The following is a 21,815-nucleotide window of genomic DNA, read 5'->3' as shown; positions in this document are numbered from 1 at the left end:
ATGCCCCATGCCCAATACTTCGACTTACCTCGACTTCGCTCGGCACAAGTCGCTCAGTACAAGTGCCCAATTCCCAATCTTTGCGATCGCTATCTTAGCGAACACCGCTTAAATAAGTTGGTAGGAATAAACCAAATTATGTTATGAAACGTAAAAAACTTAAAATCCTTACTAATGACCAATACTTCGGCTTACCTCGGCTTCGCTCGGCACAAGTCGCTCAGTACAAGTGACCAAGGACAAATGACAGCCCTTGCCAGTTAGCTTTAATTGCGCCAACCGACTTAATATACATTGGTTTGATAGGAATACCGGAGTTTCTGAAAAAACTTCTTGCGGGCTTTTGTAGAATATGTGATACTCTACATCTATAAATAAAGCACGGTAGTTTTATCGTTTTACCGTAGTTTAAAAGGACAGGATTCATGCAGCTACTATGGTTCATCCCAACCCACGGCGACGGACGTTACCTTGCAACTGCTATAGGTGGACGGGCAGTAAGCTTTGCCTATCTGCGGCAGATTGCCCAAGCGGTGGATGACCTTGGTTATACAGGGGCATTACTGCCCACGGGACGTTCTTGCGAAGATGCTTGGATTGTAGCGTCAACGCTGGTATCGCTGACACGACAGATGCGTTTTTTGGTGGCGATTCGTCCCGGCTTGGTATCGCCTGGAGTAGCGGCGCGGATGGCGGCAACTTTTGATCGCCTCTCTGGAGGACGCTTGCTAATTAATGTCGTGACCGGAGGCGATCCCGTAGAGTTGGCGGGAGATGGCTTGCATTTAGATCACGATCAGCGCTATGAATTAACAGATGAATTTTTGACAGTATGGCGAGCGATCGCTAGTGGAGAACAAGCCAATCTTCAGGGCGATTATCTTAATATTCAAGATGGGAAATTGCTGTTTCCACCTGTTCAAAAGCCATATCCACCTTTGTGGTTTGGCGGTTCCTCTCCAGTTGCTCAAAAAATTGCTGCCAAGCACGTAGATGTCTATCTGACTTGGGGTGAACCACCGGCGCAAGTAGCCGAGAAGATTGCATTAGTTCGCAGACTTGCTTTATCAGAAGGCCGGACTTTGCGGTTTGGGATTCGTTTACATGTGATTGTGCGCGAAACCGAAAGTGCAGCTTGGGATGCAGCAAATGATTTGATTAAATATGTAGATGACGAAGCGATCGCTAAAGCTCAAAAAGCTTATGCCCGGATGGACTCAGTTGGGCAACAACGGATGACTCAATTACACCACGGTAATCGTGAGGCATTAGAGATTAGCCCGAACCTGTGGGCAGGAGTTGGTTTGGTGCGGGGTGGCGCAGGAACGGCCTTAGTCGGCGATCCCCAAACCGTAGCGGCCAGAATGTTGGAATATGCTTCTTTGGGTATTGAGTCCTTTATTCTCTCCGGCTATCCCCACTTAGAGGAAGCTTATCGAGTTGCGGAACTTCTATTTCCCCATTTGCCCTTAGAGAATCTGCCAACAGTGGAAAAGCAACATGTCTTAAGTCCATTTGGCGAAATTGTGGCAAATGAAGATTTCCCTAAGCAACAGCATCAACAAAGAGCAACGTCCATATCCTAGTAATTAAGAACTAGAAGATTATCAGCCATGTTGCACCAACAAATTGACCAAAAAATCTCAGAAAAAGAAGCGTGGGCATTACGTCGTCAGTTAGGCATACCTAACAATAAACGCTTGTGGGTGCTAGCGTGCATGGATGAGCGATTACCGATAGAAAAAGCATTAGGAATTGGTGAAGGAGATGCTCATATTTTCCGTAATGCCGGGGGATTAGTTACGGATGATGCTATTCGGTCAGCGATGTTAACTACACAGTTTTTTGGCACAAAAGAAATCATCGTTATTAATCATACCGAATGTGGCATGATGACAGCATCAGGAGATTTTCTCAGTGAGGTATTGCGAAATCAAGGTATTGACGTAGATCGAGTTAATGTCGATCCTGCTTTGCCAGAGTTGAAGCTACCAAAAGGCGTTTTTTCCAAATGGATCAAAACCTTTACCGATGTGGATGAAATCTGCACACAGCAGGTAGAATTGCTGCGTAATTCTGCTTTAATCCCCCAGGATGTAGTTATTCATGGCTACATCTGGGAAGTGGAGAGTATGAGTTTACGCCGTCCCTACAAACGTCTTAGTGAGAAGGTGAACACCGCAGAAGCGATGAAGGCTACAACCACGAAACATACTCAACCTGTTTTAGAAATTGGGAGTTTAATTGAATGACAAATATTTTAGCGATCGCAGGTAGTCCAACCCATCCATCTAGAACTTATGGCTTGGTTGAATATACTGCCAAGCTTTTACAACAAGAAGGCTTGCATGTAGACATTATTTCAGTTCGGGATTTGCCTGCTGAAGATTTAGTTTTTGGACGATACGACAGTCCTGCTTTAGAACAGCCAAAAGCTTTATTAGCAAAGGCAGATGGTGTTATTATTGCCACCCCAATCTACAAAGCTGCTTACACAGGAGTGCTAAAAACATTTCTAGATTTGCTGCCACAAAAATCATTTACAGGTAAACCTGTGTTGCCAATTGCCCTTGGTGGGACAATTGCTCATTTATTGGCAATTGAATATGCTCTGAAACCTGTATTATCTGAGTTAGGAGCGCGGCATATTTTAGCTACTATTTATGCAGTAGACAAACAAATTCAACGACAAGCTGATAACAGCGTCCTGTTAGATGAGGAAATTGAGCAAAGGCTCAAAGATGTCCTCAAGGAATTTGTTAAAGCTGTAGCTTATGATGCCGCCGCGCCTCAAGAATTGCTTCATGCAAATTAAATAATCAAGTTTATACCTCCGTTTGCTTGTAGCAGAGGGGTAATTTCTACCCATCTGCTACCTTTTTTAAAAGTTAATCAAATTTCTTTCGATTCGTAAGAGGCAAAGTATGGAACGGGTACAAACCCTGTCTCTGCTTTTAATAATTTATTAGGTTGGGAAATCATTCGTTATAAGCGTTAAAGTTACAGACTGCGGTAAAAATTTTATGGTAATTGAGTAGCGATCGCCTGAAGAATAACCCTTTTTTGGCGTTGCTGAATCATCCCTTAATTCAGCAACGCCAAAAATCCGATTTATAGAGTAAATATCTACTTCTAGAGAGTTGCCCATTGCCTATTCTATAAGCGATTTTAAAAAATTAACTGGCAGATCGAGTAAATTTTTTAAATTCATGCAAGATTTTAGTGAGTCGCTGGCGAAAAAAGTTGATGCGATCGCCCAACAATGGGTAGAAGCAGTAACCCAAGATCAACAAATCAAAGGGCGATCGCAGTTACTGATACAGGAATTGGCATCGCTTCTGAAGACCAAAAACACATCTTTAACCCTTTTGCTCGCGCCGATCACTCCAACAAACTGCATCCTTCTGATAGCACAGGATTGGGATTGGCGATCGTTGCGCGACTGGTAAACCTGTTACAAGGCAAAATCAGCCTTGTTTCTCAACTTGGAGTTGGTTCCACATTTACAGTGATTTTGCCATTAGAAGTAACAACCAATGTAGAGGTTATAGCAACAGATTTTCATTAGTGTAGAAACAATTAGAACAGAGCTTAGAACTGGGGAACCATCTATCAATCTCAACTAACTTTGCACCAATGTGAGCTAACTTGTAGGCTAAAAAGTTAGTGAATGTTCCCCACCCTACATCAGATATTGATTTCGCCACTATCCTGTGGTTAGCTCAAAGGCTCCGATTCTTGTCTGCCTAGAATTTGTTTTTGAAGCAAGCGAATTTCTGCTACTAATTCTTGCCGTGTGGAATCTTTGAGCAAATAGCGGAAAGTAAACCAAATTGTGTAACCAAGTCCAATTAACTCTAGAATTGGAGAAACTAGTGGAATATCATTGATTGCGTTCAGTACAGCGAGAAAAATTCTCAGCGCCATAACCGTTATCACAAGCAAAGCAAAGCCGATAATCGGTAGTTTGTATTCTTGGTAGAATCTACCTATGTATTCAGGTAGTTTTGCCAAAAATATAGAAATTTGTCTACCAATTCTTTGCCATTGTTCTTCATTTTGCGAAGCAGGTGGTAACATTGGCAGGTTTCTAGACTCTGAAGCTTTAAGTGCTTCTATGTGGTTTTGTGAGGCAGCATCTACATACTGCTGTTGCTGTAATTCAGTTTCCATAACTCGCTCCTAATTTTTTGCAATGAGAACAGTTTTATCGTTTGACTTATGAAACCACCCTGCTATCAAAGAGCGGGGAGGGGTTAGGGGTGGGGTTTTTGTACCTCACTCAACTGGGAACCGCTATATTATCAGCATAATTAGGACTTGTAGAACTAATTAAAGTTGATCGTAAATTTGCCACTCTTGAATTCTATATCGGCTAACAATTGAGCCAGCGTGACGGAGCTGATCATCTGTGCCATTGATGATAACTACATAATCCCCTTGATTGATGCGATCGCCCAAGAAGCTGCAACGCATCTTCTGCATCGTGATAATGAGTAAATACGCTAGCAGCGCACCGATGTACACCCAAGACCATTATTTATCCTTAGCAGCAGGGGTAAATAGTTATTTACAGATTTATTAGGGCGTTAATAACATTAAGGCATTTTTAGATTAACTTTTCATCAATCTCTTGGAATAAGTTTCTCTTTCTCAAGAGTGATAGGACAAGTGTTTCAACTAAAGCAATCCATATTAACAAATGCTAGGATAATTTTATTAATATGTAAGGTATTAATGAACATATATAATTAGCTTTAGTTTCTTATATATATCAATTTGGCTGATTTAAAACCTTACATTTATTGCTAGAAAATAGTCACAAAAAGGCTAGAAAATAGTCACAAAAATAATAAAAGTTTTTAGTTGCAATCCGCTTTCAGATTAGCAGTACTCTAGTACTAGAACATCTGGAGACAATACTTCTTCGTTATTCAACTATATTTAATTACTACTTTTGATTAAACATCAAAATGTTACATTCAATCTTTGGAGAGAAGATTTATAAAACTGAGTTGCGTATATTTTATAAAGTAAACAATAAAAGTTTTAGGAAATAGAAGAATGCCACTCCAAAAAATAAGTGAGTTTGATACCGACTATCATAATACTATTGGTAAAGACATCAAAGGAATGGGTATCTATGTCCAGGGAACTGATGAAAAAATTGGTACAGTAAGTGATGCTGTAGTAGACGAGCAAGGAGAATTCCGCTATTTAATTGTTGACTTAGGCTTTTGGATTTTTGGCAAGAAAGTGTTACTACCAATAGGTAAATCGCGTATTGACTCTACAGCAGACCGTGTATATGTTGTTGGTATGACAAGAGAGCAAGCGGAAAAGTTACCTGAATATCATGAGCATACAGCGCTTGACTACGACTATGAAGAACGGGTGCGCGGAGAATATCGCACACCGTCTGTAGAAAGTTCAGCATCGCTGGATGCAACATCTGCGCTTACTGCTCCCGTTTACGATCGCAACAACTACACATACGCACAAGAGCCGGATCTATATGATGTCAGTGCTCACGACGACCAAACCTTCAAACTCTACGGAGAAAGACTGGTTGCTAGCAAACAGCGTCGGAAAACCGGAGAAGTAGCGATTGGTAAGCACGTTGAAACTGAAACTGCAAGAGTTAGTGTTCCAGTAGAAAAAGAGCGAATCGTGATTGAGCGAGTTACTCCTAAAGATGCAGGTAAAGTTGTGTCTGCTGAGACAGCTAACTTCCGTGAGGGTGAAGTAGCACACATGGAACTTTATGAAGAAGTTGCAGATGTTCAGAAGGAAGCTTTTGTACGGGAAGAAATCAGAGTGCAAAAAGTTGTAGACAAAGAAACCGTTGAAGTTCAAGAAACCATTCGACGCGAAGAATTGGACGTTGATACTGATGGAACTCCAATAGTCAAGAAAACTGACCGCGCTTAACCTACTTAAACTACAAAGCTCATCAAAGAAGGGAAAAGGAAATAAGGAACTCTTAAGAGTTTTCTCTTTAATTAATTTGAGCTAGTAGGAGCGGGTTTTTTACCTGCTTCTACTCAAAATACTTTAAGTAGATTGATGTTGCAAAAAAGTCATTGATAGTCTTCGCAGAAGTCGCTTGCTTTGAAAAAGCAATGATATTTGTAACCGCTCAGTGACAAGGCTCAAATGACGTAAACTCGTTCCTGAACTGGTAGTTCGCCCCGATTTATTGAGCGGATACTGATATTTTTTATTTCCATCAATAAATTGAGTTGATTTTTTCATTAATTACTAATTAGTAATTATTCCGTTATTAAGTTTAGATAAGGAGGTTCAATTGAAAATGATTCAACAGTTTCGTCAGTTTTTAACAGCTTTAGTCTTGGTATTAGTACTAACAACAACAGCTGCCTGTAGTGGTACTGTTCAAGCTAAACAACCAACTCAATTACCGCCTGGAATCAGCCGGAGTGGAGACTATGCCTTGTTAGAACGCGGTAACAGCGTACAAGGTCAAGATTTTGGCAATTGGGTTGTTAGTACAGCAAAAGGCATTGTCCAGGATGCTTATGTCCGTGACAACAACAAGTTAGGTGTCGTGATTACACCTCAAGTTCGCCCTACAGAAGTGCGATCGTTAACAAAATCCTTAGTCCAAGGTTTTCACAAAAATTTCCCCAATCAAGACTTGACAGTTTTGGTATACGCACCAGATAAAAAGCTGATTTTGACGGGTCAGTATGATGTGCAATCAAAAGAGATTGAGTATAAATAAATTACTCAATTCTCATAAATTCAATGGCTTATTCAGTTGATTTAAATAGCAAAGGAGACAATTCAAATGAGTAGCAGTGACAAATATAAACGCGAAATCATGAATGATTTAGCTCATGGTAATACAGAATCTTTAGATGATGTTTCATCTGACCCAAGCAAGGATTACCAAAGCTTTGATGATTTTGCTCAACGCTCATCACATGAAGAACGTCGTCAATTATTTGGTCGGTCTTTAAACCACGATCGCATTCCTCCCAGCCAGATGGAGCCAGAATTGCAGAAAGCGATCGCTCAGATTAAGCCTAATGAACGTGATGATGTTGCACGCTCATTTTTTAAGCACTTCAAGCAAAGAAATCTAGACGAGCGCCATCTGGAGCGGGATTTGGGACTTTCTACCCACAACCCCAACCACGTGAATGCAGATGATCTGAGCAAAATTGCATCCTTCGCTTATCACAATCATCCTGATATCTTCCAAGAAGTGATGGCTGAACAGCCAGCTATTCTGAAGTTTCTCAGTAATCCAATGGTAGGAGCAGCTTTAGGAGCGATCGCAGCTAAATGGTTTGGTGGTCATAAATAAGCGATCGTTTTAAGTATGCATTACTGAGATGGATGCTCAAAAGATTAAGGACAATTCCCTAAAGCAGGACTTTTTGGGAATTGTCCCGATCGTCTCTTTGTATTCCAGTTTTAAGAGAAACTTAACACCAAAGCGACTTTTATTAGGAATGCCAGAGCTTGTGAAAAAAGAGTGGAAACAAAGCTCAAAGCGAGGAAAATACTATGTCTGATTTTGTAATAACTGCATTGAAAATGTGTAGTTTTCAAGGAATAGCACAAATTCCAGTAAATAGTGAAATTTTAACCCCAGAACAAGCATCACTTGTTTTTTCTGGGCCGAAATTTTTCGTTGCATTGTTTGCTGGTGTATTGATGGCATTTGCCTTTCAATTACTATTAACAAACTTCTCGGTAGCTGTAGGAATTTCAGCTTTAGGCGGTAGCTCAAATTCTGATGAATCTGAAAGCTTGGGTGGTACAATTCGCAAAGTTGAAACAGCTGCTGGTCTTTGGATACTTGTTACTGCAACCATCGCCTTATTTGGTGCTTCCTTTTTAGCAGTGAAACTCAGTTTAATTGAGAGTACGCTTTTAGGAGCAATTATCGGTGTAGTCATCTGGTCTACTTTTTTCACAGTCATTGCATGGCTAGGTTCAAGTGCAGTCGGCTCCTTAATTGGTTCTGTTGCTAGTACTGTTACTAGTGGTATGCAAGGAATCATGGGTACAGCAAGCGCCGCTTTGGGTGCTAATGCTGCTAAAAATCAAATAGTTTCTACAGCTGAAGAAATCACCGCCGCCGTTCGTCGAGAACTTACATCAGGTTTTGACTCTGATAGTATCAAAAATACATTACAAAGTTCTTTATCTGCTGTACAGTTACCCCAACTCGATACTAAACAAATTCGCTCTCAATTTGAGAAGCTACTCAAAGAAGGAGACTTACAATCTATTGCTGATAGCGACCTCCTAAAAAATGTCAATCGCCAAACATTTATCGATTTAATTAGCTCTCGCACAGACTTTTCTAAAGGAGATATCAATGGTATCGCCGACCAGTTGCAAGGTGCTTGGAACCAAGTTGTTAAAGGATCAAATCCCACCGACCAAGTAATTAATTTACTGAAACAAGCCTCTCCAGAAGAGTTGCAACCTGAAAAATTAGCTGAAAAAATTCAGCAATTGGCGACAGTTGGGGGTGGAAATGGTAAGCAAGGCAATGGAATAGTTAAGCAAGCTATTGAAGTCGGCTTAGGTGTGGCTTTACCTGCGGTGTTGAAGCGGATAGACTTTGCGGGAATAGATGTAGAAAAAGTTACTCAACAACTACAACAGTTGTCGGGGAAAGTTCAGGAAGTAGATGTCGAGAAAATTACACAACAGTTACAACAACTTAAAGACCAAGCAACTCAGCAAGCAAGTAAGCTTGGTAGTTCTGTGGCTCAAAAAGTACCTGCACTTCCGAATAATACTGTCAAGGCAGATATAGAAGAATACATCCTAAGTTCTTTCCCTTGGCACTTTAACCGCATCACAATCAAAGATGAATTTAAAGAAGTTATCTTTGACCCGAATGCTAACCCAGGAACTGTCAGACGGCAATTGGAGGAATTAAACTTAGAATATTTCGCTAACTTGCTGAAGCAACGGGGAGATATTAGTGAAGCAAAAGTCAAAGAGATTTCCGAGCAGATGGAAAGCATTCGCACGGAAGTTTTAGAAACTGTCAAGCAGGCAGATACAACAGAAAAATCGCAAAATCTTCGCACCCGCCTAGAAGATTATCTGCGTTCATCTGGGAAGGAAGAACTTAACCCAGAAGGTATTGAGCGGGACTTGACCAAATTGCTGGAAGATCCCCAAGCTGGTATTGAAGATTTGAGTCAGCGATTTTCGGAAATTGACCGCGATACTTTAGTTAAGCTATTGGCTGACCGTGAAGATATTAGCGATGATGAAGCTAATAATATTGTTGGTCAATTTGAGCGGACTCGTGATAATGTTTTAAATCAGGCAAAAGAACTGCAAGAGCAAGCCACAGCAAAAGCTGATGAGTTGCGGCAAAGAGTAGAAGAATATCTGCGGAATACCAACAAAGAAGAACTTAATCCTGAAGGTATTAAGCGTGATTTTGGAACACTCTTAGAAGACCCGCAAGCAGGACTTTCTGCTTTAACAGGAAGATTATCACAATTCGACCGTGATACTTTAGTTAAATTACTTAGTCAACGGCAAGATTTGAGCGAGGAACAGGTAAACCAAACTATCGACCAGTTGCTAACAGTCCGGGATAATATTTTGCAAGCACCGCAAAAAGTCGCAGAGACAGCAAAACAGCAGTACGAAAAAACTACGACTACGATTAGTGAATATCTGCGGAGTACCAACCTGGAAGAACTTAACCCAGAAGGTATTCAACAAGACTTGCAAAAGTTACTGGCTGATCCAAAAGAGGGTGCTGATGCATTCAGAGAGCGCCTTTCACAGGTGGATAGGGAAACTTTAGTCAAGCTGCTGACGCAACGAGGAGACTTGAGCGAGGAGCAAGTCAATCGGACTATTGACTCAACACAACAAGCCATCAATAACATTGTCAAAGCACCGCAACGCTTGGCAAACCGTGCTACTCAAAAAGCGCAAGAGTTTGAAGCGAATCTGGAAAACTATCTGCGTAACACCAATAAGGACGAACTTAACCCGGATAGTATCAAACGCGATTTGCAATTATTGCTGTCTTCTCCCCGCGCTGGAGTGTCTTCTTTAGGTGAGCGTGTTTCTAAATTTGACCGTTCTACAGTTGTGGCTTTGTTGTCTCAACGTGAGGATATTTCAGAAGAAGAAGCTAACCGCATTGTAGATCAAATCGATTCTGTGCGGAACTCGATTGTTGAACAATATCAGCAGATTCAGCAAAAGGTGCAATCGGCACTTGATGGGGTTTTGGGGAATATTCGCAACTACCTCAACTCACTAGAGCGTCCTGAACTCAATTATGAAAGTATCCAGCAGGATTTTGCTAAAGTATTTGACGATCCGCAAGCTGGTTTTGAGGCTTTACGCGATCGCCTTGGTCAATTCGACCGTGATACTCTAGTTGCTGTCCTCAGTTCGCGTGAAGATATTTCCGAAGCGCAAGCTAATAAGATTATCGACCAAATCGAAGACACACGGGATACTGTACTGCAAAGAGCCGAACGCATCCAGCAAGAAACTCAAAAACGCCTCAATGCAATCAAAGAACAAGCACAAAAACAAGCAGTTGAAACCAAAAAAGCCGTCTCAGGTGCAGCTTGGTGGTTATTTAACACAGCTTTTGTTTCTTTGGCGGCTTCAGCTATAGCTGGCGCATTGGCTGTATCAGGTTTTGACTTATTTGGTTAAATGTGCTAGGATTTCATAGTTTAGCCTCTCAATAGAGAGGCTTTTTTATTTAATACTTGGTTTAATTACCTAAACTTTTCGCCTGTATCGAATAATTTATCATTTACCTATTTGGTATCACTACCTTTGGAGAATTATACGTTAAAATCTACAGATTTCATGAAATTTTCAATAAGTTGCACTGGTCGCTACACACAAAACGATGATGTTTCGTTAAGCTGTAAGCGCTATGATTAGAGTTTATTGAACGTCTTATGCATTGGTTATTATCTGGGCCGTTGAGTACAGAAGAATTGACGGTTAAGATTGTAGGGTTGCCTGCATCGTTACAAGGTAAGAAGCTGGTGCAGTTGTCAGATTTTCACTACGATGGTTTGCGGCTGTCGGAAGAAATGCTAGAAAAAGCGATCGCAGTTACTAATGAAGCTAAACCAGATTTAATTTTATTAACTGGTGACTACGTAACTGACGATCCAACACCGATTCACCAACTGATACTTCGACTCAAACATTTGCAAAGTCGCAGTGGTATATATGCGTCTCTTGGCAATCATGATATACATTACAAACAGGCAAAATCAGAAGTTACAGATGCCCTTACTAGCATTGGAATTCACGTCCTTTGGAACGAAATTGCCTATCCGCTAGGAAAAGAATTGCCACTTGTTGGACTGGCGGATAGTTGGTCACGGGAATTCAATCCTGTACCAGTTATGAATCAACTAAGCCCCGACACACCCTGCATCGTATTATCCCATAACCCAGATACTGCGGAGATACTGCAAGCATGGCGAGTTGATTTACAATTATCTGGTCATACTCACGGTGGTCAAATCGTGATTCCCGGACTTGGCCCGGCGGCGTTGGTTTACAGCAAGATTGCAAAAAAAATACCCCTAAAAGTGCGCCGTCGAGTGCCATTTTTAGAAGCAAATGTTTCTGTAGTCAACCATTGGGAATGGGCACAGGGTTTCCATCGAATAGGAAAAAATCAGCTATATGTCAATCGTGGTTTAGGAACTTACCTCCCAGGACGCTTATTTTGCCGCCCAGAAGTTACTATAATCACCCTAGAAGGTGGGTAAGTAATTCAAATTTCAAAATTGAAGAATGCAATCACAGTAAGTATTAGGGTGAATAAACACTGCAAATTACGACAAGGTATTCTCGGTTTATCTTGAGAATTTAAGTTAACTAGCTCATTATATAGCAATACGCTTGGGTTAAGGCTAAAACTCTGGTTCCAAAGTCAATTTTTTAACGAACCGCCAAGACGCAGAGAACGCAGAGAGAAGAAAGAGAGGCTTAACTGAACTGTATTGCATTATATAGGACTCCTATTTGATTTTTGAACAAATTAAGTACCAATCAAAAAGGCTTATTTCCTACTCCCTATTCCCTATTCCCTATTCCCAGCCTACGCAAGTCAGTATGGCTACGCCACGCTGCGCGAACAATAATCAAAGCGGATCGCTATATTTGGAGCTGATGACATAAATTATTGCAGTTTCTCAAGTTACATTTTTATTTTGGTAAGCTGTAAGCGCTGGTATGAGGAGTATCGGTTGCCTTATGCATTGGTTGTTTACGGGACATTTAAGAGTAGATAAAATCACGGTTAAGATTGCGGAACTTCCAGCATCTTTACAAGGTACAACGCTAGTGCAGTTGTCAGATTTTCACTACGATGGTTTACGGCTGTCGGAAGATATGCTAGAAAAAGCGATCGCACTTACTAACGAAGCTGAACCGGATTTAATTCTATTAACTGGTGACTACGTAACTGATGATCCGACACCGATTCACCAATTGGTGCATCGACTCAAACATCTACAAAGTCGCTGTGGTATCTACGCTGTACTGGGTAATCACGATATCTATTACAGTCATTCAAAAGCAGAAGTTACACAGGCTTTAACTAGCATTGGGGTGCATGTACTTTGGAATGAAATCGCCTATCCACTAGGAAAAGAATTACCATTGGTAGGACTAGCTGATTATTGGTCACGGGAATTTTACCCTGCACCAGTTATGAATCAACTAGATTCCGTTACACCCCGCATCGTTTTATCCCATAACCCAGATACAGCCAAGATACTGCAACAATGGCGTGTAGATTTGCAATTATCTGGTCATACTCACGGTGGTCACATCGTAATTCCGGGCATTGGGCCTCTAGTATTCCATTATAAAAAGCTACTCAAACGAATTCCCAAAAAATTACGGTGTTGGGTAACATTTTTACTAGGAGACTGTTCTAAAGTCGTGCGATATTGGGAGTGGGCCCAAGGGTTTCACAAGGTGCAAGAAAATCAACTATATGTCAATCGAGGTTTAGGAACTTATAAACCAGGACGTTTATTTTGTCCGCCAGAAGTGACTGTAATTACCTTAGTTAGTCATTAGTCATTGGTCATTGGTAATTAGTCTAAATTAAATGACACTCAAAGCATAAACCGCCGGAAGCTACGATGGATAAAAATATCAGCAGCTTGAGGCGGTTTATTGAAGATTAGAGAATTCAGAAGTAACTAACTCAAACTAAGGTGGACAGTATTCGCGATCGCTATACTCAGAATTGCACATCCTAACATTCCAACTAGGCAGGCATTTTCTGGCAGTGCGTTTTTAAACCTCCAAAACAACTTATTAAACTTAAGGAAAAACACATTCAATGGATGTCACAACCAAAAGAGCGATCGCAAGAATATTAGAGCAGGAGGCACAGGCTCTAACTTGAAAGTTTTTGTTAACTTTTAACCTGTTTGTACCTTGCTCTTAATCTAACATTGGGCTTGTTTAGCCACAAGATACGTTTACCAAACTTGAGTACCATTAACTTTTCGCAACAATTCAGAAATCTTTCTTAAGAATATTCCCACTTGTTAGATGTTGGTGTTAATGCCAGCATTATCAAGTGGGCTAGAAGTTCAGAAGCCGTTATTGAGCAGAACCGCCAGTAGTAGCATCATCTGCGGTAGAAGAACCATTATTAGATGTACTATTTGACTGGTCTACTCCTTGAGGTGGAGTAGTCTTAGAGGTATCACCCTTCGTACCTGGAGTGACGGTATTAGTAGAAGTACCGCTCTTGTTCTGCGAAGTAGGAGTATTACTAGTTGGACTCGTCGCCGGACTTTGTGTTGCTTTCGGGGCTGGCTGAGTTACAGAAGGTGCTTTTTCTGCCGCAGGCTGCTGGGGTGGAATAGTAATGTTAATATCCGGTTGGCGAGGTGCAGATGGAGGTGTAACTTGTTGTGGAACAGGGACAGGAACAGGTACTTCTCTGATTTTTTCGATTATCTTCGTTTGTGGTTGAGGAGTTGGACTACTATTACTCGGTACAGGAACCAAGACCGGCACAGTAGTGTCAACCGCATTATTGCGTTGGTTGAAGTACCAAACTCCAGCTACAATCAAACTAACTAGAGAAGTAACAATAATACCCAACAGCAAACCACGACTAGCATTCTCATTGTCACGCTCGGTTAAATCAGCTTGCTGGTAGCTACGCTCAGTATTTCGACCTTGTACGTAACCGCTAGTGTAAGAGTTGGGATTAGCTGTGCTGTTCTTGACTGTTTCTGTAGTTCGCGTCAAGTCATTGTGAATATTACCATTGGTATCAGTGTAAGATTCTTGCTTAATTTCAGTGTTTTTACTTTCGCGTTCATTGGGAATAGACATAGCTGTTGATTTCACTCCTTGATATGATTTTGAAAAACTAAAATTTTGTAATGACAAGAGGTTTTAATGAGCTTAAAAATCTATGTTGCTGATAAATATTGAGTTTTATTTGCTACCCAACTGTTGGTTAAACTCAGAATAACCTCTGAGTTTAGGCAAGTGGCTCTATCTGTAGGAAGTTAATACTTAATCTACAGAAAGAGTATCCCAAAGATGGATGTTATTAAACTGTCAGGTGATGGCTTGATAAAAAATCTAGTAATTTGCTTCAGTTATCTAAATTTCCATAAACAACAATAGATTATATTTATCAATACCTTTGTCAAAATAAGAGCCTACAAAAATTTTGGCAAAACTGGCAAATTTACCCATATAAACCACGTCTATCTTGAAACCTGTAGTTCAACTCTAATGAATAAGGATTTGCCCTCATCCCCCAACCCCGAATCCTATATATGGGATTCGGGGAGCTAGAATTTCAAAGTCCCTCATTAAGTAACTCAAGGTATGGTATCGCTATCTGAAGCTTCTTAAAATATAGTGCTTCTCATCTCCAACGCCGATTTAGCCGCAGTAAACTTTTTATCCGCTCACAAAACCTTTCTACCAGAGGTCTAGGCTTTGATACATATCTAGGCGATCGCATTTTCCGTGCAGCACCAGGATTTTTTAACCCTTGTTCTATTTGTGCAGCTTTATTTAAATCGGAAGCGGCTCTATATTCGTATCCGAGTTGAGAGCAAACTAGCCCACGATATTTATATGCGTCAACATAGTTAGGATTGAGACGAATTGCGTGGGTAAAATCTGCGATCGCATCCTCATATCTTCCTTGCGTGGCATTCTCTACTCCTAAAGTATAGAAAGTTTCTGCATCCCAACGATTGACAGATATTTTTGGAGGATTTTTAGGCGAAGATGAAGAGGGATTTTCAAAAATGGGAGGCTCAGATGGACTTTCTGATTTGAGCTTATTGTAAGCTACGTTAATTAATTTGATTTTTTCCTCAGCTTCCTGTTTTTGCTTTTGATCAAAAAAGCGATCGGGATGCCAAATTTTCACTAGTTGACGGTAAGCTCGCTTTACTTGTGCTTGAGATGCACCGGGTTCCAGCCCAAGAATTTCATAAGCATCATTAATATCGAGGTCATCGCGCATACTGAAAAAATCGGCAACTATTATAGATATATGTTAACTATTCCCCTAAATCTTCTCCAATCAACCCAAACGCCACATTCTGGTTATCACTGGGATGGTAGTAGTCGCCGCTTTTTTGAAGGTTGGTATTACCGCGTCACTTTACCGGAAATGGGGCAAACATTCGCCTTTATGTACTCCATCGAAGATCCCATCGGCGGTAAACCCCACAGTGGTGGTGCAGCCCAAGTCCTCGGCCCAGATGATGAATATTTATGTCGGACTTTTCCTAATGTGAAGAAATTTTGGGGTAGTCGGGATGTTTTAGGTCTAGGTCATTGGGGTAAAACAGATTTGCAAATTGCTCCTCTGTACCTTCTCCCAGCAGAGTTTGAGCATCATGTTCAAGAGGGATATCAAGCCACAGCCACCTTGAATCAAGGAATTATTAGCGATGGCAAAGCCAACGCCAAGGGCGAACGCGCCACTAATAATTATTGCCGTTGGGAGTATGAAATTCAACCGATATACGGTTGGGGTAATCAAAATAGCATTCAGCAATCAACCGCCGGCTGGCTCTCATTCTCGCAGATTTTTGAGCCAGGATGGCAGATTTTAATGGCTCACGGTTTAGCCAGTGGAAAAATTGACTGGAATGGCAAAATCTACGAATTCACCAACGCTCCAGCCTACGGCGAGAAAAATTGGGGTGGTGCTTTTCCTCAAAAATGGTTTTGGATAAATTGTAATTACTTTGAGGGCGAACCCGACTTAGCCTTAACTGCTGGCGGTGGACGGCGGGGTGTGCTGTGGTGGATGGAATCTGTAGCGATGATTGGGTTGCACTATCAAGGCAAGTTTTATGAATTCGTTCCCTGGAATTCCCAAGTAGATTGGGAAATTCAGCCTTGGGGTAGATGGCAAATGAAAGCTACTAACCATAACTATGAAATTGAATTGACAGGAACCACAGATTTAACTGGTACACCTCTGCGTGCGCCTACAGAGGATGGTTTAAAATACTGTTGCCGAGACACCATGCAAGGAAAGTTAAATTTAGAGTTACGAGAACTCAATGGGAGAAAATCTCAAATAATTCTAAAAGCAGAAAGTTTTCTTTGTGGTTTAGAAGTAGGCGGCGGCTCTTGGGATAGTTTTTGGCTGTCTCGCTAAAACTACTGCTATAATCGTATATGCTTCCTAGTTGGGGTTGTAGCTCAGTTGGATAGAGCGGACGCCTCCTAAGCGTCAGGTCGTGCGTTCGAGCCGCACCAGTCCCGTCAAAAAGAAATCCCTAAGACCTTGGCTAGTAGCAGGTCATAGGGATTTTTTTAGATGATATCATCTACCAGCACTGTCCCTCCCTCACAAAAATCGATGCTGAGATGATAATCTTCAAGCAGTGCTGTGCCAATTAGGGGACGACGACCCATCGCTAAAACTGGGATCACGCATTCTGTGCCATTCCAGAAGATAGTGGCTTGATGAACATTGGTTATGATACGAGAATTGTCCGCAAGATTCGCTTTGATTGGCGCAACGTAAGGCAAATCCAGGTCTGTGACTACCGTAGATGGCAAGGTTAAAAACCCTTCAAATCCTGTATCGACAACACATTCAATTTCTACTTCTGCACGTCCCAAACGACAAATAGTGATACTTATACCTGCCTGAAGCCCAACAACTGTTCCATGTATCACTATGCTGTCCTAACCAACGTACCACCGACTGCATAAACAGCATCATAGCCAATTCGCTCTGTCCAAATGATTGCGTTTGGCTGTTTGGCTTGCAGCCGATGACAAGCCACAATGAAATCGTCATCTATTTCGTAATCACCTGTAGTGATATTGATTGCAATGATTTTGCCGATATTTTCTGTTGTTTCGACTTGGGTACAGATACTCTGCTGGTAAAGTTTTTCGCCATGTTGAGCAATTTCTTCGCGGCTGAGGTTGGGATAAGGCATAGAAGCAACCTTTTCTGTATCCGATTTCTGATTCCATCTTAGAACAAAATCGAAAGCCCGAAGCAGTCTCTATTTGGGAATATAGGTAAACTCCATCGCCGAGAGGCTAAGGTTCTAGAGCGTTTATTTGTCTTTGTGTATAGGGAGCAAGCGATCGCTTTGCCAATTATCTACTGCATTAAAGAATACTCGGATGCAAAAGTGCGACACCGATAGCGTAGCGTAAAGCCTTCTCTTCGAGAGGCTGCGCCAACGGCATAGCTTCGCTATGAGCGACGCAGGAGCGTCATAGCCCGTCGTAGACATCGCATCCTGTGATTGGTGAATTAGGATTATTTGGATAGATGATTAATATATAACCCGATACGCCGTTTGTGCGCGGGACATTTCATGTTATTGTCTGACTTATTTTATAGGAAATTTCATATAAAATGGACAATGACGAGGATATTATAGAAATTCCTTTACGACCTCTGGTTTGGATGGGAGACTCTCTCAAAAATATCCGCTCATTTCCTGTTGATGTGCGTGCATCAGTAGGCTATGCGCTGCAATTGGTGCAAGCAGGAGAAACACCAATGGATGCCAAACCTTTTAAAGGGGTTGGAAGCGGCGTGTATGAAATCGTCAAACGCTACGATACCGATAGTTACAGGGCAGTCTATGCGGTAAAGATTGGAGAGAAAATCTATGTCCTGCACGCTTTTCAGAAGAAATCAAAACAGGGGATTAAAACCCCACAGGCTGATGTTGACCTGATTAAACAACGCTATAAGGACGCAGTGGCAAGAGAGAAACAACAATGACACAGGAAGCCGTTTTTGAAGAAAGCAGTGGCAACGTATTCGCTGATCTTGGTTTAGAGGATGCTTCGGAACTTTTTATGCGGGGCAAGATAGGGATTCAGGTACTGCGCCTCCTTTCTCAACGCAACTTGAAACAGCGCGAAATCAGCGAACTTCTTGGGATTCCCCAGCCAGAAGTATCTCATTTGATGAAAGGAGAGTTTCAACGCTTTGGCGAGGGTAAACTCCTTATTTTCCTCAAGCGGCTTGATACGGAAATCACCTTACATCTTCGCCCTCGTCATGCATCGGGCCAATCTGTTGAAACTGTTATATCGCTATAGGAGAGGATGGAAGCCAGGTTGGATCAGAGTTTAGAGCAAACCAAGATTTATTAAAAAACAGCTTGTAGGTAACTCTATTTCAAACACAGAGACACGCGATGTGCAACTTAGGATTGAAACCCCGCTTCCATTCCTCTCCCCCACTCCTGAGAGGCTTTGATTCTTACTCCCCTTCCCTTGCAGGGAAGGGGTTGGGGGTTAGGTTTGAGAGAAAGTTGCACACGGCGTGAGACTTTAACTTATGCAAAAAGTCTATTGAGTTAAGCCAGCGATCGCTTGGCTAAATGATAAGGGCGATCGCGCATTAAACTAGTGACAAGAAGACGACTATAATAAATTTCTTCATTGCTAATCAGCGACTCATTGCAAAAATCTGTTCAGCCGTTAAGGGAATATTCGGAAACAATCTAGAATCAATTCGATCCTGTCCTCGAAACACCTTTGGGGGTAAATACTCTGCACCTTCAAGTTGGTAGATTGTAATGGTTGGCTGCTTAGGAGAGCCAATGAAGCGAATCCCACCAAAAGCAGCATAGTCTACAATGATGTACTCGAAAACGCCCAAGTCTTCATATTCAGCAAGTTTTGTCAAATAGTCGTCCTTCCAGTTGTTGCTAACGACCTCAATGATTCCGGGCGGTGGAATATATGCAGCAGCAGAACTAGAGATAGTTTTCATCCTCTGCCATTCAACTCTTGCAAATATGACAATATCTGCTTTCCGGCTTTTTTCCTTTACTCCTGGTGCTGTCTTGAGCCGAACCTGCTTGGACTGGCGCGACACGTAAGGCAGGTCATTTTCTTGGCAGTGATTTTCTAAATAAGCACACAGTCGCTGGATCAAATCCTCATGATTTGCATTTGGTTCTGATAATGGCACGGGAATCCCATCCAATAGCTCAAACTCTCTGCCTGAACCATCATCCCAGGCAAGAAACTCTTCAAAAGTCAGTGGTTGTGTGACGGTTGCGTACATCGCCCTCGCTCCCTTGCTGACGGGTACTTCACTCAATGGTACCAAGATGTACAGCTTTGTCTATAAGTCCTGGCTGATTTTCCTGCCGTAGTTTTGAAACAACGGCTTGAGGTTGGGTAATGCAGAGGCGCACAGAAATTTGGTAAGTGCGTAGGCGTAGCCAGCTGTAGACATCGCTCTTAACCAAAAATCACCCCTCAATCAACAGCGATGGGAAGCGAATTGTATATTTGCCAAGGTGCTGGAGATACAAAACGATCTGAATAGGAACAAAATCTCCATCACCTACTAGAACATAAGGCGCGATCGCCCTTGGGATTTATCTTAAAGCCTTTAACAGATCACACTGTTCATTCCATCTCCAATCGCATCTAAAATTCACATTATTTTACGAATGCGAATACTTTTAGATGAAATAACAGTAAAAGCTCCTAATAATTCATCTGTGTGTTCATTAATGGCATTGACAATAATTTCTGCTCTATCATTTGAAGATAAACCGAATAACCGAATTAACACCACACCTGCCGCAATTCGACGCAAACGGAAAACTAACTCACCAAAATCTTTATCTGATGTCAATAAAATTGCACCTTCATTATTAGCCAAGTTCAAAACTTCATCGTCAGGAATTCCCGGTTCCATTTCCACAACATACAAAACTTCGTGACCATCCAGCCGCAGACGTTCAACGATTTGCCAATCTAAATTTTCGTCTCCTAAAAACTTCAAGAAGCTTTCTCAATCGTTGGATAAACCACATCATACCGCAAAGCTTGAGCCGCAAATGCCAAAGCTGCTTTAATTCCTTCATCGCTAAGTCGCGGATGCGCTTCGATTATTTGCTGAGGTGTTTCACCCGCAGCAAGCTTTTCGAGAATTAATTCAACTGTAATACGAGTTCCTGAAATTACAGGTTTACCCATCATTATTTTTGGATCGGATATGATTTTTTGCATGAATTAGGATTTTTTGGATAGATAATTAATTTAATATATAACGCCTTTGATAATTCTTCTCAATCACCTACCAGAACACAAGGCGCGATCGCCATTGGCGTTGTTTCCATAAAGCTAAGAACTACTCATAACACTCTTGAATTCATCCCCAATCAGATATTAAACTTCATCAGGATTTATCCCAAGCTGTCTCAAGCGTTCTGCTAAACGCTGGGCTTTTTGCTGTTCTTGTTCTAATTGGGATGTTAATAATTGGGATTTTTCTTGCTCATGTTCTAATTGAGGTGATAATAACTGCGATTTTTCCTCACCAGTTAATAATAAATTTCCTTGTGCATCCCACCAACGCAACCAAGGCGCTGTAGTATTTCCATACTGGCCTTCCCAAATACCCAATTCGACACCCATCAAAGAAATCTCATAGTTTCCGCGTTCGTTAGCGGTGATCTGCTTATACCTACCATCAACTAAGTGATAAACCTCAACCGCAGCTTTGCTAAACTCGTAAATGCCGTAAAAAGGTACGCGGATTGCTTGCTCGTATACCCAGAATTTACCAGTAATTGGAGTTTTATCTCTTTCTTGTGAACCATCCCCAGAAGCGAATTCCATTACAATTAGGGGAGCGACATATTCTTGCCACAACACATACGAACGTCGAAACTGACCATTTAACACAGGTGCAACATTCGGGACGTAAAACCAATCGGGTGCTTCGGCACCGCGTTCAGGTGGTTCGGTTAAACGCCAGTAAATGCCACAATCTTGACCAATACAATACTGTTTATCTGGGTGAATTTGCTGTAGTACACCTTGAATGGAGTCGGTTAGAAGTATGCTTTGCGGATGCTCTTGAAAATTTTTCACAAAGTTTCCATCCGACTCTGGTAACTCAGTATGGTCGGGAAGGTGAGTAATGCCTAGTTCGGACAGTTTGGCAATAGTCATTGAACTTTGGCGCGAGTGAACCGGCTCATTTATCTTAGCACCGCTCCAACCAAGGGGTTGGCGGTGGGTATAGCGATCGCTTTGCCAACGTTAGGCTCGTTTCACCTGAATAGCCATTCTGACTTTTCACGGTATCTGAAAAACCTCTCTCTAAATCTCTCTCCTAAAAGGAGAGAGACTTTGAATTTTCCCCCTTCCCGACACGGGAAGGGGGTTAGGGGGTTAGGTTTTCGTGGACTTTTCCACATAACGTGAAAAGTCAGAATAGCCATTCAATTGAACGAGCAAACACATTAGTACAACAAGGCAAAAGT

The 21,815-nt window shown here is 41.6% G+C and carries 24 protein-coding genes, 1 tRNA gene and 1 pseudogene; 14 read left to right on the top strand and 12 right to left on the bottom strand.

Annotation, left to right across the window (positions count from 1 at the left end; genetic code table 11):
* The first annotated feature begins 425 nt into the window (after positions 1-425).
* From ssuD to ssuE, 3 genes are read left to right on the top strand one after another with little or no spacing between them, the layout of a single operon-like run.
* Entirely contained in the window at positions 426-1,586 is a 1,161-nt protein-coding gene (gene ssuD, locus HWQ36_RS02920) for an FMNH2-dependent alkanesulfonate monooxygenase (RefSeq protein WP_292697914.1), read from the top strand.
* A 27-nt stretch (positions 1,587-1,613) separates the two neighbouring features.
* Entirely contained in the window at positions 1,614-2,252 is a 639-nt protein-coding gene (locus HWQ36_RS02915; protein WP_292697912.1) for a carbonic anhydrase, read from the top strand.
* Entirely contained in the window at positions 2,249-2,815 is a 567-nt protein-coding gene (gene ssuE, locus HWQ36_RS02910; protein WP_292697910.1) for an NADPH-dependent FMN reductase, read from the top strand. The genes HWQ36_RS02915 and ssuE overlap by 4 nt, the downstream gene beginning before the upstream one ends.
* Positions 2,816-2,965: 150 nt before the next feature.
* On the opposite strand, the gene HWQ36_RS02905 is transcribed toward ssuE, so the two are convergent.
* Positions 2,966-3,148, bottom strand: coding sequence for a hypothetical protein (locus HWQ36_RS02905; RefSeq protein ID WP_292697907.1), 183 nt, complete (start codon positions 3,146-3,148; stop codon positions 2,966-2,968).
* A gap of 114 nt (positions 3,149-3,262) precedes the next feature.
* On the opposite strand from HWQ36_RS02905, the gene HWQ36_RS02900 reads away from it, so the two are divergent.
* Positions 3,263-3,568 carry an ATP-binding protein gene (locus HWQ36_RS02900; protein ID WP_366828285.1) on the top strand — a complete coding sequence of 102 codons (306 nt, stop codon included), beginning with the start codon at positions 3,263-3,265 and terminating at the stop codon, positions 3,566-3,568.
* 1 nt (position 3,569) lies between these two features.
* Here the strand turns inward: HWQ36_RS02900 and HWQ36_RS02895 are convergent.
* Both HWQ36_RS02895 and HWQ36_RS02890 read right to left on the bottom strand, forming a co-directional pair.
* Positions 3,570-3,719: pseudogene (locus HWQ36_RS02895) on the bottom strand (zinc ribbon domain-containing protein); the annotation flags it as partial.
* Positions 3,718-4,173, bottom strand: a complete 456-nt coding sequence (locus HWQ36_RS02890; RefSeq protein ID WP_292697905.1) for a CAAD domain-containing protein — start codon at positions 4,171-4,173, stop codon at positions 3,718-3,720. The pseudogene HWQ36_RS02895 and the gene HWQ36_RS02890, both read right to left, overlap by 2 nt.
* An 891-nt stretch (positions 4,174-5,064) precedes the next feature.
* Here HWQ36_RS02890 and HWQ36_RS02885 point away from each other — a divergent pair.
* The 6 genes from HWQ36_RS02885 to HWQ36_RS02860 all read left to right on the top strand — a co-directional run bounded on the left by HWQ36_RS02885 (position 5,065) and on the right by HWQ36_RS02860 (position 13,101).
* Positions 5,065-5,931, top strand: coding sequence for a DUF2382 domain-containing protein (locus HWQ36_RS02885; protein WP_292697903.1), 867 nt, complete (start codon positions 5,065-5,067; stop codon positions 5,929-5,931).
* Between the two features lie 376 nt (positions 5,932-6,307).
* Positions 6,308-6,745 (top strand): hypothetical protein, encoded by a 438-nt coding sequence (locus HWQ36_RS02880; protein WP_292697901.1) that lies wholly within the window; start codon positions 6,308-6,310, stop codon positions 6,743-6,745.
* 66 nt (positions 6,746-6,811) lie between these two features.
* Positions 6,812-7,333 (top strand): hypothetical protein, encoded by a 522-nt coding sequence (locus HWQ36_RS02875; RefSeq protein ID WP_292697899.1) that lies wholly within the window; start codon positions 6,812-6,814, stop codon positions 7,331-7,333.
* A 233-nt stretch (positions 7,334-7,566) separates the two neighbouring features.
* A complete protein-coding gene (locus HWQ36_RS02870) occupies positions 7,567-10,695 on the top strand; it encodes an MFS transporter (RefSeq protein ID WP_292697916.1) in 3,129 nt (1,042 codons plus the stop codon).
* A gap of 254 nt (positions 10,696-10,949) precedes the next feature.
* Entirely contained in the window at positions 10,950-11,780 is an 831-nt protein-coding gene (locus HWQ36_RS02865) for a metallophosphoesterase (RefSeq protein WP_292697897.1), read from the top strand.
* A gap of 487 nt (positions 11,781-12,267) precedes the next feature.
* Positions 12,268-13,101 (top strand): metallophosphoesterase, encoded by an 834-nt coding sequence (locus HWQ36_RS02860; RefSeq protein WP_292697896.1) that lies wholly within the window; start codon positions 12,268-12,270, stop codon positions 13,099-13,101.
* A 534-nt stretch (positions 13,102-13,635) separates the two neighbouring features.
* Here the strand turns inward: HWQ36_RS02860 and HWQ36_RS02855 are convergent.
* Positions 13,636-14,382: a hypothetical protein gene (locus HWQ36_RS02855; RefSeq protein ID WP_292697894.1), complete on the bottom strand. Its 747-nt coding sequence runs from the start codon at positions 14,380-14,382 to the stop codon at positions 13,636-13,638.
* A gap of 547 nt (positions 14,383-14,929) precedes the next feature.
* The gene (locus HWQ36_RS02850; protein ID WP_292697892.1) at positions 14,930-15,541 is read right to left on the bottom strand and encodes a DnaJ domain-containing protein; all 612 of its coding nucleotides are present in this window, start codon (positions 15,539-15,541) and stop codon (positions 14,930-14,932) included.
* Positions 15,542-15,571: 30 nt separating this feature from the next.
* On the opposite strand from HWQ36_RS02850, the gene HWQ36_RS02845 reads away from it, so the two are divergent.
* Both HWQ36_RS02845 and HWQ36_RS02840 read left to right on the top strand, forming a co-directional pair.
* Complete coding sequence (locus tag HWQ36_RS02845) at positions 15,572-16,693, top strand: tocopherol cyclase family protein (protein WP_292697890.1); 1,122 nt, start codon at positions 15,572-15,574, stop codon at positions 16,691-16,693.
* 33 nt (positions 16,694-16,726) lie between these two features.
* Positions 16,727-16,800 (top strand) — tRNA-Arg (locus HWQ36_RS02840).
* Between the two features lie 51 nt (positions 16,801-16,851).
* On the opposite strand, the gene HWQ36_RS02835 is transcribed toward HWQ36_RS02840, so the two are convergent.
* Both HWQ36_RS02835 and HWQ36_RS02830 read right to left on the bottom strand, forming a co-directional pair.
* Entirely contained in the window at positions 16,852-17,220 is a 369-nt protein-coding gene (locus tag HWQ36_RS02835) for a clan AA aspartic protease (protein WP_292697888.1), read from the bottom strand.
* On the bottom strand, positions 17,220-17,489 hold the full coding sequence (locus tag HWQ36_RS02830) for a hypothetical protein (RefSeq protein ID WP_292697887.1): 270 nt from the start codon (positions 17,487-17,489) through the stop codon (positions 17,220-17,222). Before HWQ36_RS02830 ends, HWQ36_RS02835 begins: the two co-directional genes overlap by 1 nt.
* Before the next feature lie 431 nt (positions 17,490-17,920).
* On the opposite strand from HWQ36_RS02830, the gene HWQ36_RS02825 reads away from it, so the two are divergent.
* Both HWQ36_RS02825 and HWQ36_RS02820 read left to right on the top strand, forming a co-directional pair.
* A complete protein-coding gene (locus HWQ36_RS02825) occupies positions 17,921-18,295 on the top strand; it encodes a type II toxin-antitoxin system RelE/ParE family toxin (RefSeq protein WP_292697885.1) in 375 nt (124 codons plus the stop codon).
* A complete protein-coding gene (locus HWQ36_RS02820) occupies positions 18,292-18,618 on the top strand; it encodes an XRE family transcriptional regulator (protein WP_292697883.1) in 327 nt (108 codons plus the stop codon). The genes HWQ36_RS02825 and HWQ36_RS02820 overlap by 4 nt, the downstream gene beginning before the upstream one ends.
* Before the next feature lie 352 nt (positions 18,619-18,970).
* Here HWQ36_RS02820 and HWQ36_RS02815 read toward each other — a convergent pair whose 3' ends face one another.
* The 5 genes from HWQ36_RS02815 to HWQ36_RS02795 form a co-directional block, all read right to left on the bottom strand.
* Entirely contained in the window at positions 18,971-19,594 is a 624-nt protein-coding gene (locus tag HWQ36_RS02815) for a Uma2 family endonuclease (protein WP_292697881.1), read from the bottom strand.
* A 28-nt stretch (positions 19,595-19,622) separates the two neighbouring features.
* Positions 19,623-19,781 (bottom strand): hypothetical protein, encoded by a 159-nt coding sequence (locus HWQ36_RS02810; protein ID WP_292697879.1) that lies wholly within the window; start codon positions 19,779-19,781, stop codon positions 19,623-19,625.
* Between the two features lie 191 nt (positions 19,782-19,972).
* Positions 19,973-20,326: a DUF5615 family PIN-like protein gene (locus HWQ36_RS02805; protein ID WP_292697877.1), complete on the bottom strand. Its 354-nt coding sequence runs from the start codon at positions 20,324-20,326 to the stop codon at positions 19,973-19,975.
* The gene (locus tag HWQ36_RS02800) at positions 20,323-20,553 is read right to left on the bottom strand and encodes a DUF433 domain-containing protein (protein WP_292697875.1); all 231 of its coding nucleotides are present in this window, start codon (positions 20,551-20,553) and stop codon (positions 20,323-20,325) included. The genes HWQ36_RS02805 and HWQ36_RS02800 overlap by 4 nt, the downstream gene beginning before the upstream one ends.
* A gap of 159 nt (positions 20,554-20,712) precedes the next feature.
* Complete coding sequence (locus HWQ36_RS02795; RefSeq protein WP_292697872.1) at positions 20,713-21,501, bottom strand: Uma2 family endonuclease; 789 nt, start codon at positions 21,499-21,501, stop codon at positions 20,713-20,715.
* Between the last annotated feature and the right edge of the window lie 314 nt (positions 21,502-21,815).

This window comes from Nostoc sp. NMS2 (genome assembly GCF_017115105.1).
GTDB lineage: Bacteria > Cyanobacteriota > Cyanobacteriia > Cyanobacteriales > Nostocaceae > Nostoc.
Note: the sequence above shows the minus strand (reverse complement) of the source record. Positions and strands in the feature narration are given on the sequence as shown.

Excerpts from the sequence above, each read along its gene's own strand:
- ssuD (WP_292697914.1), top strand. The coding sequence starts at position 426 with ATGCAGCTACTATGGTTCATCCCAACCCACGGCGACGGACGTTACCTT.
- HWQ36_RS02915 (WP_292697912.1), top strand. The coding sequence starts at position 1,614 with ATGTTGCACCAACAAATTGACCAAAAAATCTCAGAAAAAGAAGCGTGG.
- ssuE (WP_292697910.1), top strand. The coding sequence starts at position 2,249 with ATGACAAATATTTTAGCGATCGCAGGTAGTCCAACCCATCCATCTAGA.
- HWQ36_RS02905 (WP_292697907.1), bottom strand. The coding sequence starts at position 3,148 with ATGGGCAACTCTCTAGAAGTAGATATTTACTCTATAAATCGGATTTTT.
- HWQ36_RS02900 (WP_366828285.1), top strand. The coding sequence starts at position 3,263 with ATGGGTAGAAGCAGTAACCCAAGATCAACAAATCAAAGGGCGATCGCA.
- HWQ36_RS02890 (WP_292697905.1), bottom strand. The coding sequence starts at position 4,173 with ATGGAAACTGAATTACAGCAACAGCAGTATGTAGATGCTGCCTCACAA.
- HWQ36_RS02885 (WP_292697903.1), top strand. The coding sequence starts at position 5,065 with ATGCCACTCCAAAAAATAAGTGAGTTTGATACCGACTATCATAATACT.
- HWQ36_RS02875 (WP_292697899.1), top strand. The coding sequence starts at position 6,812 with ATGAGTAGCAGTGACAAATATAAACGCGAAATCATGAATGATTTAGCT.
- HWQ36_RS02870 (WP_292697916.1), top strand. The coding sequence starts at position 7,567 with ATGTGTAGTTTTCAAGGAATAGCACAAATTCCAGTAAATAGTGAAATT.
- HWQ36_RS02865 (WP_292697897.1), top strand. The coding sequence starts at position 10,950 with ATGCATTGGTTATTATCTGGGCCGTTGAGTACAGAAGAATTGACGGTT.
- HWQ36_RS02860 (WP_292697896.1), top strand. The coding sequence starts at position 12,268 with ATGCATTGGTTGTTTACGGGACATTTAAGAGTAGATAAAATCACGGTT.
- HWQ36_RS02855 (WP_292697894.1), bottom strand. The coding sequence starts at position 14,382 with ATGTCTATTCCCAATGAACGCGAAAGTAAAAACACTGAAATTAAGCAA.
- HWQ36_RS02850 (WP_292697892.1), bottom strand. The coding sequence starts at position 15,541 with ATGCGCGATGACCTCGATATTAATGATGCTTATGAAATTCTTGGGCTG.
- HWQ36_RS02845 (WP_292697890.1), top strand. The coding sequence starts at position 15,572 with ATGTTAACTATTCCCCTAAATCTTCTCCAATCAACCCAAACGCCACAT.
- HWQ36_RS02830 (WP_292697887.1), bottom strand. The coding sequence starts at position 17,489 with ATGCCTTATCCCAACCTCAGCCGCGAAGAAATTGCTCAACATGGCGAA.
- HWQ36_RS02825 (WP_292697885.1), top strand. The coding sequence starts at position 17,921 with ATGGACAATGACGAGGATATTATAGAAATTCCTTTACGACCTCTGGTT.
- HWQ36_RS02820 (WP_292697883.1), top strand. The coding sequence starts at position 18,292 with ATGACACAGGAAGCCGTTTTTGAAGAAAGCAGTGGCAACGTATTCGCT.
- HWQ36_RS02815 (WP_292697881.1), bottom strand. The coding sequence starts at position 19,594 with ATGTACGCAACCGTCACACAACCACTGACTTTTGAAGAGTTTCTTGCC.
- HWQ36_RS02800 (WP_292697875.1), bottom strand. The coding sequence starts at position 20,553 with ATGCAAAAAATCATATCCGATCCAAAAATAATGATGGGTAAACCTGTA.
- HWQ36_RS02795 (WP_292697872.1), bottom strand. The coding sequence starts at position 21,501 with ATGACTATTGCCAAACTGTCCGAACTAGGCATTACTCACCTTCCCGAC.